The following is a 13,940-nucleotide window of genomic DNA, read 5'->3' as shown; positions in this document are numbered from 1 at the left end:
CGACACCACATCCGCGATGGTCAAACCCGAACGACGGACTCGGGCGGATCTGGTGGCGGCGGCCGCAATCGCAGGCGTCGTCGCGCTCGTGGCGGCGGTCGTCTGGTGGACCAGCGACGCGCGAGCCACCATCAGCCGGCCCGCCGCCGCCCCGGTCCCCAGCCTCAAACCCGCGACGGCGTTGCCCGACTCGCTCGAGCAACGGTGGACCGCGTCCAGTCCCGCGACCAGCCGACCGCTGGTGGTCGCGGGCGCGGCGGTGACCGGCGCCGGACGCGGCATGCAAGGCCGGGATCCGGCGACCGGTGACACCCTTTGGAGCTTCTCGCGGGATCTTGATCTGTGCGGGGTCACCTGGGTCTACAACTACGCCGTCGCGGTGTACCCCGACGTGCGCGGCTGCGGGCAGGTCAGCACCGTGGACGCTCAGACCGGGATGCGCGGCCCGACCCGTACCAGCTACTCCGACCGGCAGGTCACGCTGTCCGGCGATGGCACGACGGTGCTGTCGGCCGGAGACACCAGGCTGGAGTTGTGGCGCTCGGACATGGTGCGGATGCTGAGTTACGGCGCGCTCGACGCGCCGATCAAGGCAGGCACGCCGACGACCCCGCTGTGCCGCCTGGTCTCGGCCGCGGCGAGTTCGGTTGCGGTGTCGGTGCTGGAGGCGTGCGACGGCCAGGCCGATCTGCGCCTGACGCTGCTGCGCCCGTCCGATGAGGAGGACACGCCCGAGCTGAAGTATGTGCAGCAGACTGGCGTCAGCGACGGCAGCGGCGCGCGCGTGCTGGCGGTGACGGATACCACGACCGCGGTGTACATTCCCACGCCGAAGCCCCGGGTGGACGTTGTCGACGAGACCGGCGCGGTGATCGCGAGCACCGTGGTGCCCGTACCGCCGTCCCCCGACGCCACCGTGTCACGGCCGGGTGACCTGATCACCTGGTGGACAGGCAACAGCGTGATGGTGTTCTCCGCCAACAACTTTCAATACAAATACACCGTCGCAGCCGCGGGAGGTGACGCGCCTGTGGGGCCGGCGACGATGATGGCAGGGCGCCTGATGGTGCCCGTCAGCAGCGGCTACGACGTCTTCGATCCGGCGACCGGAGCGGGCGATCGCCACATTCCGTTGCAACGCCCGCCGGTGGCGGGACCGGTGGTGCCCGCCGTGGCCGGGGACATGGTGTTGGAGCAGAGGGGCGACGAAGTGGTGGGGCTCGGTTAGACGACGATCACACGTCGGGGGTGAACGTCGGCAGCGCTTTGCCGTTCTTCCAGTGCTTGAGCAGCGAACCCGCGAATTCCCGATAGGCCATCGCGCCCTTGTTCTTACGGCCCTTGAGCACCGATGCGCCCGAGGCGCTTGCCTCGGCGAACCGCACGGTCCGCGGGATCGGCGGCGACAGCACCGGAAGGTTGTAGCGGTCGGCTACGTCGAGCAGCACGTCGCGGCTGTGGGTGGTTCGCGAGTCGTACAGCGTGGGCAGTGCGCCGAGCAGTGCCAGGTCGGCGTTGGTGATCTGCTGGACGTCGGTGATGGTCCGCAGGAACTGACCGACCCCGCGGTGGGCCAGCGTCTCGCACTGCAGCGGCACGATCACGGCGTCCGCCGCGGTCAGCCCGTTGAGGGTGAGCACTCCCAGCGATGGTGGGCAGTCGATGATCACCACGTCGAAGCCGTCGGAGACCTTGGCCAGCGCGCGTTTGAGGGCGTACTCCCTACCGGCGCGCATCAGCAGCATCGCCTCGGCGCCGGCCAGGTCGATGTTGGCGGGCATCAACGTCATTCCCTCCGACGTCTCGACCAGCGCCGTATCGGGCTCCACGTCACCGAGCAGCACCTCGTGCACCGAGACGGCCAGCTTGTCGGGATCCTGCCCGAGCGAAAACGTCAGGCAACCCTGGGGATCCAGATCGACGAGCAGCACCCGCTTACCCAGCTCGACCATCGCCGCACCCAGCGACGCCACCGTCGTCGTTTTGGCGACCCCGCCCTTTTGATTGGCGACCGCAAGTACCCGCGTCACAGAACCATCCTGTCATGTGCGCGGAAGTGGTGACGCGCCGTGCGGCACAATCGGGGGTGTGGGCCTACTGCAGCACCGGCTGATCCTGCTCCGTCACGGCGAAACGGAGTGGTCGAAGTCAGGTCAGCACACCAGCCGCACCGAACTCGAGCTCACACCCCGCGGCCGCGAACAGGCGACGGCGGCGGCGGAGACGATCCAACAGCTGCGCCTGGACAACCCGTACGTGATCAGCAGCCCCCGGCAGCGCGCGAGGACCACCGCCGAGCTGGCGGGCCTGAGCGTCGACGACGTCGATCCGCTGATCAGCGAATGGGATTACGGCGACTACGAGGGGACCACCACCGTCGAGATCCGCCAGACCGTGCCGAACTGGCTGGTGTGGACCCACGGGTGTCCCGGCGGTGAGACCTCCGCGCAGGTCTGCGAGCGGGCCGACCGGGCGATCGACCTGGCATTGCAACACATGGCGTCCCGCGACGTGGTCTTCGTCGGGCACGGCCATTTCTCCCGCGCGCTGATCACCCGCTGGATCGAGCAACCCGTCTACGAAGGCATCCGGGTGTCGATGCCGGCCGCGTCGATCGCGATCTGCAGCTTCGAGCACGGCGTACGCCAACTCAGTGCGCTGGCGCTGACGGGTCATCCCGATCCGGCCGCACCGGCGTGACCCGCGAACCGACGTTCGTTCTCACCGGCCCGGACGGTGTCATCGTCGCCGACGGCGTGCACACGGCGTTCCCGCGGATCGCCGACGCGCGGGCCGCACTGGCCTCCCACAGTGCGCCGATCATTGTGGGCGCCTTGCCTTTTGACATCTCACGACCGGCGGCGTTGATCCGGCCGCAGACAGTCGGTTTCACCGATGCCCTGCCCGCCTGGCCGACGCGCGAATTGGCCGGCGCGCGGATCGCCGAGACGATCCCGCCCGCCGACGAGCACCGGGCCCGGGTCGCCACGGCCCTACAGCGCCTTCGCGACCCGAACGGTGATCTGCGCAAGGTGGTGCTGGCCCGTGCGCTGCGGGTGATCGCCGACGGACCGCTGGACGCCCGAAGCGTGTTGCAGCGACTGGTCGCCAACGACGCACAGGCCAGTGCCTACCTGGTGGACCTGTCAGCTGCCGGTGACGGGTACTCCGGCGCCGCGCTGATCGGTGCCAGCCCCGAACTGCTGGTCGCCCGTCGCGGACAGCAGGTGCTGTGCCGCCCGTTCGCCGGTTCCGCACCGCGGCTACCCGATGCAGAGGCCGACGAGGCCAGTGGCGCCGCACTCGCCGAATCGGCCAAGAACCGCCATGAGCATCAACTCGTCGTCGACGCTCTGCGGGCCGCGCTCGAACCCCTGTGCACCGACTTGGACATCGCCGAGCAACCTCAGCTCACCAAGACCGCCGCGGTCTGGCACCTCTACACGCCGATCTCGGGGGTTCTGCGCGAAAGATCAACGACTGCTTTGGATCTGGCGATTGCCCTGCATCCCACCCCGGCTGTCGGCGGCTCCCCCACCGCACAGGCCACCGCGCTCATCGACGAGATCGAGGGCGACCGAGGCTTCTACGCCGGGGCGGTGGGCTGGTGCGATCAGCGCGGCGACGGCCGGTGGGTGGTCTCCATCCGGGGCGCGCAGCTGTCGGCCGACCGCCGCACCGCCGACGCGCACTCCGGCGGCGGGATCGTCGCCGAATCCGATCCCGACGACGAGGTCGAGGAAACCACCACCAAGTTCAAAACCATCCTGGCGGCGTTGGGAGTGCAACCGTGAGCGAGACCATCCGCGCGGTGCGCGCGGGAGACGAAGCCGAACTGACCGCGATGATCCACGAACTCGCCGAGTTCGAGCAGGCCGCGGCCGAGTGCACGGTGACCGAGACACAGTTGAGGGACGCACTTTTCGGCGAGCGTCCGATCGTGCACGGCCACCTCGTCGAGGTCGACGGCGCGGCGGCGGCAGCAGCGCTGTGGTTTCTCAACTTCTCGACCTGGGACGGCGTGGCCGGGATCTATCTCGAGGATCTGTTCGTGCGTCCGCAATTCCGCAGGCGGGGCCTGGCCCGCAAGTTGCTCGCCACCCTGGCCCGCGAATGCGTGGACAAAGGCTACAGCCGGCTGAGTTGGGCGGTGCTGGACTGGAACGTCAACGCGATCGCCCTCTACGACAATGTCGGCGGCCGGCCGCAGAGCGAGTGGATCACCTACCGGGTGGCCGGACCACAACTCGCGGAGTTGGCGGGCGAGTCCTGAGGTCGGTGCGCGCGCCCCTCAGCGCTCGTCGTCGGCCGACGACTGCGTCAGCCAGTTCACCGTCGAGGAGTTGAACAGCAGCGCGAGCACGGCCACCGACACCACGGCGACCAGCACCGCGTACCCCAGTTGCCCCGAGGTGAAGACGTAGAACGCGACGCCCAGCAGCAGCAGGTTGACGAACACCGCGATGCCGCGGCCCCACTGCCGACCGGTCCACAGCGCCCAGCCTGCGGCCAGCACGCCCGCTCCCATGATCACGAACCAAGCCGCGGTGCCGTAACCGCTGATCCCGGCCTCCCGGTGACCCGAGGCCTCCCGGAACGTCAGCACGACGGCTGTGACCAGGGCCAGGCCCCCCTGCAGGGCGACGATGGTGCCGGCGACGCGCACCGCACGGGGCATCGGAGTCACTGCGAGAGCCTGCCGGCCAGGTACTGCACCGCCATCTCATAGCCCAGCGGTCCGGCACCGGCCACCACCATGTCGGCGACGGCGGACACGTACGAGTGGTGACGGAACTCTTCGCGGGCGTGGATGTTGCTCAGATGCACCTCGGCGACCGGTAGCTCCACCGAGCGCAGCGCATCGGCGATCGCCACCGAGGTGTGGCTGTAGGCGGCGGGGTTGATCACGATGCCCGCGCAGTCGGTGCGCGCGTCGTGGATCGCGTCGATGAGCACACCTTCGTGATTGCTCTGCACGGCCCGAATGTCCAGGCCCGACGCGGCGGCCAGCTCCGCCACCCTCGCCTCGATCTGCGCCAGTGTGGTGGATCCGTACACCTCGGGTTGCCGGGTGCCGAGCAGGTTCAGGTTCGGCCCGTTGACGAGCAGCAGTCGACGTTCGGTCACGGCCGTAACCTACCGGCTGTGACCGGCGCGACCGCGCTGGGCGGCCAACCGCACCGGGGCGTTGTCGACGCCATATCCGTCGTAGTGTCCGAAACGCTGGACGAACTCGAAGAACACCGAGCCGACAGTGCGGGTGTAGAAATGCACAAAATAGTCGCCCGGACTTCCGGGGACGCGGTCGTAGAGCAGGTTGAGTTCGCGGAGTTCGGCCAGTTGGTCGCCGTCGAGGCCGAAGCGACCGTGCAGGTAGTCGTAGTAGTTGTCCGGAACCGGCAGGAACCGCAGTCCGTTCGCGGCCGCACGGCGGGCCAGTGCGACGACGTCCGCACAGCCGAACGCGATGTGCTGGGCCAGACCCGCGCCGTCCAGAACATGGGGCGCCACATTGAGCGGCAGCCGAATCGAGCCGTCGGCGGTGCGCATGACCTGGCTGCGGACCAGCCCGGTCGGCCCCGGCACCTCGGCGGGGGCGTCCGGAGTCAGCCCGAACACGCTGGTGAGAAACAGAACCGCATCCTCGGCGGTCTGCCACGGTTGGGTCAGGTTGACGTGATCGATCGCGCGGACCGGCTGGGAGTCGGACACCGAATCCGGCAGTCCGGCCTCGAACTCGGCGACCCATGCCGGGGCGCCGTGGGTTTCGGTGATCCAGAAGAACTCCGTGCCGTCCGGGGCCACGGCCGCTCCGAAGGGCTGTTCGGAGGCGTAGGTGCGCCGGTAGGCGAGCGGAGCCATCAGCTCCGCGGCGCGCGAGGAGGTGGCGTCGGCGTCGGGCACCTGCAGTCCGACCGCCGCCACGTGCGGCACCCGATCGCGGGCCTGCTGCTCGTTGAGCACGACGCGCGCCGCGCCTGCCGACCACAGCGACACCGGCTTGGTGCGATGCCGTCCCCGCATGGCGAACCCGAGTTGCCCGAGCAGCACCTCGACTTCGCTGGTGTCCTCGGCCTTGAGTTCGACGAAGTCGAAGGCGACCGGGGGCTTGGCGGCGGGCAGCGTGGTCAGCGCCGGACGCCATCCCTCGGGGTTGGCGGCCGCGACCTTGTCCTGCAGCCACAACAGCGAGCGCAGGGCGTGCACGGCGGTGTGTCCGGGATCGGTCTGGCGGAAGGTGTCGTTGAAGACCTCGAGCGACAGCGGGCCGTCGTAGCCGGCGGCCAGCACGCAGGTGACGAAGCGGGTCAGGTCGAAGCTGCCCTCGCCCGGGAACAGCCGATGGTGGCGGCTCCACGACAGCACGTCCATCGACAGAGCGGGCGCGTCGGCGAGCTGGAGGTAGAAGATCTTCTCCGAGGGGATGTCGGCGATCGCCGACGGGTCGTGGCCGCGAGAGAGCACGTGGAAGCTGTCCAGGCACACCCCGACCGCCGGGTGGTCGGCGAGCTCGACCACCCGCCAGGCGCGCCGGTAGTCGTTGATGAAACGACCCCACGCCAGCGCCTCGAACGCGATCCGGACGCCGCGGCTCTGCGCGAGCTCGCCGATACGGCGCAGCTGATCGGCGGACACCTGATCGGAGTCGACGGTCGCGGTGGCGACGTTGCTGCACACCAGGACGGTGGTGATCCCGAGACGTTCTGCGGTGGCGAAGGTGGCCGCGGCGCGGCGGAGGTTGTCAGCGAAGGTGATGTCGTCGACGCCCTCGAGATCGCGCAGTGGTTGATAGAGGTCCAGGGAGAGGCCGAGGCGACGCGCCAGGGCACGGATCTCCTCCGGAGAGTGGTCTCCGGCGATCAGATCGGGCTCGAAGATCTCGACGCCGTCGAAGCCGGCGGCGGCGCAAGCATGCAGCTTCTCGACCAGTGATCCGGACAGTGACACCGTCGCAATCGAGGTCTTCATCACAGCAATGTACCAATTAGTTCATTGATCCGGAAGGGTGCGGCCCCGCAAGGCGCACAAACAGTAAGCTCAGCGGTCGTGGCCGCCAAGCCGAAAGCCGATCTGCAGCGGGACGCCGAGCGCACCCGCGCCGAGTTGCTCGCGGTGGCCACCGAGGTGTTCGCCGAGTCGGGCTACTCCGGCGCCCGCGTGGACGAGATCGCCGAGCGCACCCGCACCACCAAACGGATGATCTACTACTACTTCGGCGGCAAGGAACAGCTCTACCTGGCTGTTCTGGAGAACGCGTACCGCGGCATCCGCGAGGCCGAACAGAAGTTGCGGGTCAATCACACCAATCCCGTCGAGGCGATCCGACGACTTGCCGAATTGACCTTCGACCACCACATCGCACACGACGCGTTCATCAGGCTCGTCTCGATCGAGAACATCCATCGCGGCGAGTTCATCGCCCGGCTGAGCTCGCTGCGCGACCTGTCGACGCCGGCGACCTCGCTTCTCGACGAGATCCTGCACGACGGCCACTCGGCCGGAGTGTTCCGTGACGACGTCGACGCCCTCGACGTGCACCTGGTGATCAGCTCGTACTGCGTGTTCCAGGTCGCCAACCGATACACCTTCGGGTTTCTGTTCGACATCGACCTCACCGAGACGTCGCGGCGCGCGCATCTGCGCCGGATGATCGGCGACGTGGTCGTCGGCTGGCTGACCAGCACGACCTGACCGCCGCAGCGGTCACCTCCGGCCCCTGGCTATGGGCCCGATCACATTCACCCCTTGACGGGACGCGCACCACAATGCTCTACTTTCGTGAACGTACCAGTTAGTACATTACGGAGAGCGCAACCATGGACCGTCGATCACCACACCCCTACCTCGTGGGCCTCGTCGGCACCGGCGTCGGCCCGTCGCTGACCCCCGCTCTGCACATGGCCGAGGCGCGCGCTCAAGGCCTGGACTACGTCTACCGCACCATCGACCTCGATGACCTCCGCGTCGCCCCCACCCGGATCGGGGAAGTGTTGGCCTGGGCCCGCGCCATGGGCTACGACGCCCTCAACATCACCCATCCCTGCAAGCAGTTGGTGCTCGAGCACCTCGACGAGGTCGATCCGGTGGCAGCCACCCTCGGAGCGGTCAACACCGTCGTCTTCGACCGCGAGACCGGCCGCAGGTCCGGCTTCAACACCGACACCACAGGCTTCGCGCACGGCTTCCGGGAGGGACTGCCCGGCGCCGCCGTCGACTCCGTGGTTCTGGTCGGCGCGGGCGGGGCCGGAACGGCCGTGGCCGACGCGCTGCTGCGGCTGGGCACCGGCCACCTCACGATCGTCGATCTCGACGTCGAACGGGCCGGCGCCCTGGCTCGCGACCTCGCCGCCCGGCACCCGCTGGCCCAGCTCGACGCGTCGTCGTTCGACAAGCTCTCGGTGCTGCTGCCCGACAGCGACGGCGTCGTGCATGCGACGCCCACCGGGATGGCCGCTCATCCCGGGCTGCCGTTCCCGGCCGACCTCCTCGGCCCCCGGCTCTGGGTTGCCGACATCGTCTACCGGCCGCTGGACACCGCGCTGCTGAAGGCGGCCCGGGCCGCCGGATGCCGCACCCTCGACGGCGGTCACATGGCGGTGTACCAGGCCACCGACGCGTTCGCGCTCATCACCGGCATCACCCCTGACGCCCGGCGAATGTCGACGCACTTCCGCTCACTGGTCGCCGAACGTCCAGAACAACCCTGAAATATCCATCCATCCGGCACAATTCGCCAAAGGAGTCACTGATGTCCACCACCCACGATCCGGGAGCCCTCCCGGAGAAGACGCCGAAGAAGGCGGCACTGGCCAGCTTCATGGGCAGTGCCGTCGAGTACTACGACTTCTTCCTGTTCGGCTCCGCCGCCGCCCTGATCTTCCCGCACGTGTTCTTCCCGTCGGACAACGAAGCGGCACTGGTGATGTCGTTCGCCACCTTCGGCTTCGCCTACATCGCGCGGCCGATCGGCGCGGTCATCCTGGGCCACTTCGGTGACCGGATCGGACGTCAGCGGGTCCTGATGTTCACCCTTGTGCTGATGGGTATCTCGACGTTCATCATCGGCTGCCTGCCGAGCTTCGCCACCATCGGGTGGGCGGCGCCGGCGCTGCTGGTGCTCTGCCGTCTGCTGCAGGGGCTGTCGGCGGCCGGCGAGCAGGCCGGGGCGAGTTCGCTGACCCTCGAACACTCCCCCGACAACCAACGCGCCTTCTTCACCTCGTGGACGCTGACCGGGACGCAGGGCGGTCTGATCCTCGCGTCGCTGGTGATGATCCCGTTCATGGCGCTGCCCGACGAGGCGAAGTACAGCTGGGGCTGGCGGGTCCCGTTCTGGTTGTCCGCGATCGTGGTCGTCGTGGCGTACTTCATCCGCCGACAGCTGCACGAGACCCCGCAGTTCACCGAGGCCAAGAACGCCGGCACGCTCGCCCGGATGCCGCTGCTCCCGCTGATGCGCAACCACTGGCGCGATGTCGTGCGCGTCATCCTGTGCGCGTTCATCGCCGCGGTGTCAACGGTTTTCGCCAACCTCGCACTGGCCTACGGCAAGGAGGTCGGGCTCGAAGCCGACCTCACGTTGTGGCTCGTCGTGGTCGCCAACATCGGCGCCCTGTTCACCCAGCCGCTCTTCGGCCGGCTCGCTGACCGACTCGGGCGCAAGCCGGTGTTCATCTACGGAGCCGTGTCGTCGGCGGTCCTGATGCCCTTCTACATGCTCTCGATGAGCCAGGACAACCACCTGCTGACCTTCGCGCTGGCCATCGCGACCTTCTCGTTCGGCTACGCCGCGGCCAACGCCGTCTGGCCGTCCTTCTACGGGGAGATGTTCTCCACCCAGGTCCGGTTCTCCGGTCTGGCGATCGGCACCCAACTCGGCTTCCTGATGGCGGGCTTCGCGCCCTCGATCGTGACCGCGCTGGGTGGTGTGCGGGAAGGCGGCTGGGTGGTCATCAGCGTCTTCACCGCGGTGATCTGCCTGATCTCGGCCGGTGCCGCGCTGACGGCCCGCGAGACCAGGGACGTCCCGACCAAGCTGTTGGGCCGACCCGCCTCCGAGCCCCGCAAGGACCTGGTCAGCCACTGACCAACCGTTCGCCGGAATTGCATTCCAGCAGTTTGCTTCTCGAACTTCGGCTGCTGGAATGCAACTCCGGCGCTGGAGGTCAGAGGAGTCGGCCGATGCCCCGGGCAGCGACCTGGAGGGCACCGATCAGCCGCTGGCGGTCGCGTTTGAGGGTGGGCACCACCACCCCGATCGCGGCCGCCACTCTGTTGTCCGAGGACTGGACGACCGGGACCGCCAGCGAACATGCGCCGATCGACATCTCCTCGGCTGTCAGCGCAACGCCGTCCCGCCTGATTCGCTCCAGTTGAGTGTCCAGGATCTGGCGCGACGTGATGGTCCGAGCCGTCACCCGTGGCAAATTCTGCAGGACCCGCTCGCGAACCTCTTCAGGAGCATGCGCGAGCAACACCTTTCCCACGCCGGTGCAGTGCATGGGCAGTCGACTGCCGACGGTCGACACGATCGGCACCGAGGCGCGCCCGGCGAGCCGCTGCAGATACAGCACCTGGGTGTCGTCGCGCACGGCCAGATGCACCGTGGCCAGGGTCGCGGCGTACACATCGCTGAGAAAAGGCTCGGCTACCTCGGTCAGGCGTCCCTGCACCGGGGCCAGCAGCCCCACCTCCCAGAGCAACCGACCGATGACGTAGCGACCGTCGTCGCGGCGCTCGAGCGCGCCTCCGGACACCAGATCGCCGATCAGCCGATGCGCGGTGGGTACCGCGAGGCCGGCGCGTCGGGCGAGGTCGGTCAGCGCGAGCGAGCGGTGCCGGTCGTCGAACGCGCCGACGATCGCCAGCAAACGTTGTGTCACGGTGACCCCGGGGGTGGAAGCGTGTCCCGCCAATATGCCATTCCTTCCGCTGAACGGAAGTCTAGCCTTCCCTCTGCCACCGCCGGCGTCTTACGGTGTTCTCCATGACAGCAATGGTCGACACAGACCCGGACAGCGCGACCGCGAGCCAGGCAGAGATCAATGCCGAGATGGCCGCAATCGAGTCGGACTACGTACGGGCGGGCGTCGAGGAGACCCAGCCGCGGCTGGACTACTCGCCCTACCGCAGCAGCCTGCTGCGCCACCCCACCAAGGCGCTGCACCATGCCGATCCCGAGGGCGTCGAGCTGTGGACACCCGCCTTCGGCGATCGCGACGTACACCCGCTCGAATCCGATCTGACCGCTCAGCACCACGGCGAGCCGATCGGCGAGCGGATGGTCGTCACCGGGCGCATCGTCGACGGCGACGGCCGGCCGGTGCGCCGACAGTTGGTCGAGATCTGGCAGGCCAACGCCGCAGGCCGCTATGTGCACAAGCGCGATCAACATGCCGCTCCCCTGGATCCCAACTTCACCGGGGTCGGTCGCTGCCTGACCGACAACGACGGCAACTACTCGTTCACCACCATCAAGCCCGGGCCTTATCCGTGGAAGAACCACCGCAACGCGTGGCGCCCCGCGCACATCCACTTCTCGTTGTTCGGAACCGATTTCACTCAGCGGATGATCACGCAGATGTACTTTCCGGGTGATCCGCTGTTCAAGCTGGATCCCATTTTCCAGTCCATCACCGATCAGAAGGCCCGCGAACGGCTGATCGCCACCTACGACCACAGTGTCTCGACCCATGAATGGTGCACCGGCTACCGCTGGGACATCGTGCTGACCGGGTCGCAGGGCACACCACTGGGAGACCCTGAGGAGGACCACCGGTGAGCACCTTGCTTGTCGCCACCCCCGGCCAGACCATCGGTCCGTTCTACGGCTACGCGCTGCCGTATGAGCAAGGCGCCGAACTGGTTCCGCCGCAGGCAGCCGGAGCTGTCCACTTCCACGGCACCGTCACCGACGGTGACGGTCAGCCGGTGCGGGACGTGATGCTGGAGATCTGGCAGGCCGACCGCGACGGCCATGTGCCGCGCTCGGCGGGATCGTTGCATCGCGACGGCTGGACGTTCACCGGCTGGGGCCGGGCCGCCACCGATGACGACGGCCACTACAGCTTCTCGACCGTCGAACCCGGCCCCACCGAGCCGGGCCGGGCCGCGTTCATCATGGTGACCGTGTTCGGCCGCGGACTGCTCAACCGGCTGTTCACCCGCGCCTACGTCCCGGGACCCGCGCTGGAGAACGACCCGCTGCTGTCGTCACTGCCCGAGGAGCGCCGCAGCTCCCTGATCGCCGAGCGCGACGCCACCGGACTGCGCTTCGATGTGTCACTCCAGGGCCCCGGCGAGACGGTCTTCCTGCGCTACCCGGGACATTGAGCGTGACGGATCTGTTCTGGCCGGGCGATCACCGCGCCGCCACGCTGATGAGCGGACGTGCATTCTTCGATGCTCTTGTCGCAGTCGAGAATGCCTGGCTGGCAGCACTTGTCGAACACGACGTCGCGCCTGAGTCGGCGGCAGTAGATCTGACCTCTCTGGTGCGCGCCGGTGACGAGCAGACCGTCGCCGAAGGGGCCGAGCAGGACGGCAATCCCGTCACCGGCGTGGTGGCGATGCTGCGATCGCGTGCTCCCGACGATGCCGGACGGTGGCTACACCGTGGCCTGACCAGTCAGGATGTCGTCGACTCGGCGCTGATGCTGTGTACGCGCGATGCGCTCGCCGCCGTCGCCCACCACCTGGCCACACAGGTGCGCGTCCTGGCCGGTCAGGCCGAAAACCACCGCAGCACAGCGCTTCTCACCCGCACGCTGACTCAGCCGGCACTGCCCGGGACGGCGGGTCTGAAGTTCGCGGTGTGGCTGAACTCGGTTCTCGACAGCGCCGAGAACCTGGCCGCGCTGCCCACACTGCCCGTCCAGGTCGGCGGCGCGGCGGGAACGCTGGCGGCGGCCACCGAGCTGACCGGATCCCCACGGCGGGCATTCGACCTGGCCGAGGCACTCGCCGATCGCCTCGGCCTCCGTGCCGCGTACCCCTGGCACACCAATCGATCCACCCTCACCCGTACCGCCGATGCGATGGTCACCTGCTGCGACGCCTGGGGTCGCATCGCCAACGAGGTGGCCACCGCGAGCCGGCCCGAGATCGGTGAGCTCATCGAGGCGTCCGGCGGCGGCTCGTCGACGATGCCGCACAAGAGCAATCCGGTACTCGCGGTGCTGCTGCGCAGAGCGGCGCTGACCGCGCCCCAGTTGGGGGCGATCCTGCATGCTGCGTCGGCCGCGCAGGTAGACGAACGGGCCGACGGCGCATGGCATGCCGAATGGGACGCGCTGCGCACGCTGACCCGCCACACCGTGGTCGCCGCATCGCAGGCCACCGACCTGCTCACCGCACTGCGGGTGAACGCGTCGAATGCCGCGGCCAACTTGACTGCTGCGCAAGGTATTTATTCAGAGCAGCAGACGATGAGCACCCTCGTCGGACGCGCCCCCGCTTCGACGTACCTCGGCGCCGGTGATGAACTGATCGACGCCGCCCTGCTGCGCGCCAGCCACTACCTCGAGGAGTCACAGTGACCGATGGTTATGACGATCCCTACTACCCCGGCCTGGCCGTGCGCCGCGAGGTCCTCGGTGATGCGCACGTCGACCGCGCCGGCGCGGCCACCACAGACTTCACCGCCGACTTCCAGCAACTGATCACCCGCTATGCGTGGGGAGAGATCTGGACGCGTCCCGGGCTCGACCGCCGCAGCAGGTCGATGATCACGCTGACCGCGCTGGTTGCCCGTGGCCATCATGAGGAACTGGCCCTGCACCTCCGGGCCGCTCGACGGAACGGGCTGACCGTCGCCGAGATCAAAGAGGTGTTGCTGCAGACCGCAATCTACTGCGGCGTGCCGGATGCGAACACCGCGTTCCGGATCGCCGCCGGCGTCCTCGCCGAGGATGCTCCGCACTGACCCGACGAGTCGACTT

Annotated in this window: 16 protein-coding genes; 11 read left to right on the top strand and 5 right to left on the bottom strand. The window is 68.3% G+C overall.

Going from position 1 to position 13,940, the window contains the following annotated elements; all coding sequences use genetic code 11:
* The first annotated feature begins 16 nt into the window (after positions 1–16).
* A complete protein-coding gene (locus tag ABDC78_RS07965) occupies positions 17–1,228 on the top strand; it encodes a hypothetical protein (RefSeq protein ID WP_178360877.1) in 1,212 nt (403 codons plus the stop codon).
* 7 nt (positions 1,229–1,235) lie between these two features.
* Here ABDC78_RS07965 and ABDC78_RS07960 read toward each other — a convergent pair whose 3' ends face one another.
* Positions 1,236–2,030, bottom strand: coding sequence for an AAA family ATPase (locus ABDC78_RS07960; RefSeq protein WP_178360878.1), 795 nt, complete (start codon positions 2,028–2,030; stop codon positions 1,236–1,238).
* A 58-nt stretch (positions 2,031–2,088) separates the two neighbouring features.
* Here ABDC78_RS07960 and ABDC78_RS07955 point away from each other — a divergent pair, with 58 nt between their 5' ends.
* Genes ABDC78_RS07955 through ABDC78_RS07945 form a run of 3 tightly spaced genes read left to right on the top strand, consistent with a single transcriptional unit; the run spans position 2,089 to position 4,273 of the window.
* On the top strand, positions 2,089–2,700 hold the full coding sequence (locus tag ABDC78_RS07955; RefSeq protein WP_178360879.1) for an acid phosphatase: 612 nt from the start codon (positions 2,089–2,091) through the stop codon (positions 2,698–2,700).
* Entirely contained in the window at positions 2,697–3,794 is a 1,098-nt protein-coding gene (locus ABDC78_RS07950) for an isochorismate synthase (RefSeq protein ID WP_178360880.1), read from the top strand. Before ABDC78_RS07955 ends, ABDC78_RS07950 begins: the two co-directional genes overlap by 4 nt.
* Positions 3,791–4,273 carry a GNAT family N-acetyltransferase gene (locus tag ABDC78_RS07945; protein WP_178360881.1) on the top strand — a complete coding sequence of 161 codons (483 nt, stop codon included), beginning with the start codon at positions 3,791–3,793 and terminating at the stop codon, positions 4,271–4,273. Before ABDC78_RS07950 ends, ABDC78_RS07945 begins: the two co-directional genes overlap by 4 nt.
* Positions 4,274–4,291: 18 nt before the next feature.
* On the opposite strand, the gene ABDC78_RS07940 is transcribed toward ABDC78_RS07945, so the two are convergent.
* Genes ABDC78_RS07940 through ABDC78_RS07930 form a run of 3 tightly spaced genes read right to left on the bottom strand, consistent with a single transcriptional unit; the run spans position 4,292 to position 6,969 of the window.
* Positions 4,292–4,678: a hypothetical protein gene (locus ABDC78_RS07940; protein ID WP_178361079.1), complete on the bottom strand. Its 387-nt coding sequence runs from the start codon at positions 4,676–4,678 to the stop codon at positions 4,292–4,294.
* Between the two features lie 5 nt (positions 4,679–4,683).
* Positions 4,684–5,127, bottom strand: coding sequence for a type II 3-dehydroquinate dehydratase (gene aroQ, locus ABDC78_RS07935; RefSeq protein ID WP_178360882.1), 444 nt, complete (start codon positions 5,125–5,127; stop codon positions 4,684–4,686).
* A gap of 9 nt (positions 5,128–5,136) precedes the next feature.
* The gene (locus ABDC78_RS07930) at positions 5,137–6,969 is read right to left on the bottom strand and encodes a sugar phosphate isomerase/epimerase and 4-hydroxyphenylpyruvate domain-containing protein (RefSeq protein ID WP_178360883.1); all 1,833 of its coding nucleotides are present in this window, start codon (positions 6,967–6,969) and stop codon (positions 5,137–5,139) included.
* A gap of 78 nt (positions 6,970–7,047) precedes the next feature.
* Between ABDC78_RS07930 and ABDC78_RS07925 the strand changes: the two genes are divergently transcribed.
* From ABDC78_RS07925 to ABDC78_RS07915, 3 genes are all read left to right on the top strand, one after another.
* Positions 7,048–7,692 (top strand): TetR family transcriptional regulator, encoded by a 645-nt coding sequence (locus ABDC78_RS07925; RefSeq protein WP_178360884.1) that lies wholly within the window; start codon positions 7,048–7,050, stop codon positions 7,690–7,692.
* A 125-nt stretch (positions 7,693–7,817) separates the two neighbouring features.
* Complete coding sequence (locus tag ABDC78_RS07920; protein ID WP_178360885.1) at positions 7,818–8,708, top strand: shikimate dehydrogenase; 891 nt, start codon at positions 7,818–7,820, stop codon at positions 8,706–8,708.
* Between the two features lie 41 nt (positions 8,709–8,749).
* On the top strand, positions 8,750–10,087 hold the full coding sequence (locus tag ABDC78_RS07915; RefSeq protein WP_178360886.1) for an MFS transporter: 1,338 nt from the start codon (positions 8,750–8,752) through the stop codon (positions 10,085–10,087).
* Between the two features lie 79 nt (positions 10,088–10,166).
* Here ABDC78_RS07915 and ABDC78_RS07910 read toward each other — a convergent pair whose 3' ends face one another.
* Positions 10,167–10,916, bottom strand: a complete 750-nt coding sequence (locus ABDC78_RS07910) for an IclR family transcriptional regulator (RefSeq protein WP_178360887.1) — start codon at positions 10,914–10,916, stop codon at positions 10,167–10,169.
* Positions 10,917–10,987: 71 nt separating this feature from the next.
* On the opposite strand from ABDC78_RS07910, the gene pcaH reads away from it, so the two are divergent.
* From pcaH to pcaC, 4 genes are read left to right on the top strand one after another with little or no spacing between them, the layout of a single operon-like run.
* The gene (gene pcaH, locus ABDC78_RS07905; RefSeq protein WP_178360888.1) at positions 10,988–11,782 is read left to right on the top strand and encodes a protocatechuate 3,4-dioxygenase subunit beta; all 795 of its coding nucleotides are present in this window, start codon (positions 10,988–10,990) and stop codon (positions 11,780–11,782) included.
* The gene (gene pcaG, locus ABDC78_RS07900) at positions 11,779–12,333 is read left to right on the top strand and encodes a protocatechuate 3,4-dioxygenase subunit alpha (protein ID WP_178360889.1); all 555 of its coding nucleotides are present in this window, start codon (positions 11,779–11,781) and stop codon (positions 12,331–12,333) included. Before pcaH ends, pcaG begins: the two co-directional genes overlap by 4 nt.
* 2 nt (positions 12,334–12,335) lie before the next feature.
* Positions 12,336–13,538, top strand: coding sequence for a lyase family protein (locus ABDC78_RS07895; protein WP_178360890.1), 1,203 nt, complete (start codon positions 12,336–12,338; stop codon positions 13,536–13,538).
* Positions 13,535–13,924, top strand: a complete 390-nt coding sequence (gene pcaC / locus ABDC78_RS07890; RefSeq protein WP_178360891.1) for a 4-carboxymuconolactone decarboxylase — start codon at positions 13,535–13,537, stop codon at positions 13,922–13,924. Before ABDC78_RS07895 ends, pcaC begins: the two co-directional genes overlap by 4 nt.
* The last annotated feature ends 16 nt before the right edge of the window (positions 13,925–13,940 follow it).

The sequence above is a fragment of the Mycobacterium sp. DL genome, assembly GCF_039729195.1.
In the GTDB taxonomy this organism is placed as follows: Bacteria; Actinomycetota; Actinomycetes; order Mycobacteriales; family Mycobacteriaceae; genus Mycobacterium; species Mycobacterium hippocampi_A.
The sequence above is the reverse complement of the archived record's forward strand: the minus strand, read 5'-3'. Positions and strand labels throughout refer to the sequence as shown.

Coding starts and splice junctions, on each gene's coding strand:
- pcaH (WP_178360888.1), top strand. CDS start 10,988: ATGACAGCAATGGTCGACACAGACCCGGACAGCGCGACCGCGAGCCAG.
- ABDC78_RS07920 (WP_178360885.1), top strand. CDS start 7,818: ATGGACCGTCGATCACCACACCCCTACCTCGTGGGCCTCGTCGGCACC.
- ABDC78_RS07930 (WP_178360883.1), bottom strand. CDS start 6,969: ATGAAGACCTCGATTGCGACGGTGTCACTGTCCGGATCACTGGTCGAG.
- ABDC78_RS07915 (WP_178360886.1), top strand. CDS start 8,750: ATGTCCACCACCCACGATCCGGGAGCCCTCCCGGAGAAGACGCCGAAG.
- ABDC78_RS07965 (WP_178360877.1), top strand. CDS start 17: ATGGTCAAACCCGAACGACGGACTCGGGCGGATCTGGTGGCGGCGGCC.
- ABDC78_RS07940 (WP_178361079.1), bottom strand. CDS start 4,678: ATGCCCCGTGCGGTGCGCGTCGCCGGCACCATCGTCGCCCTGCAGGGG.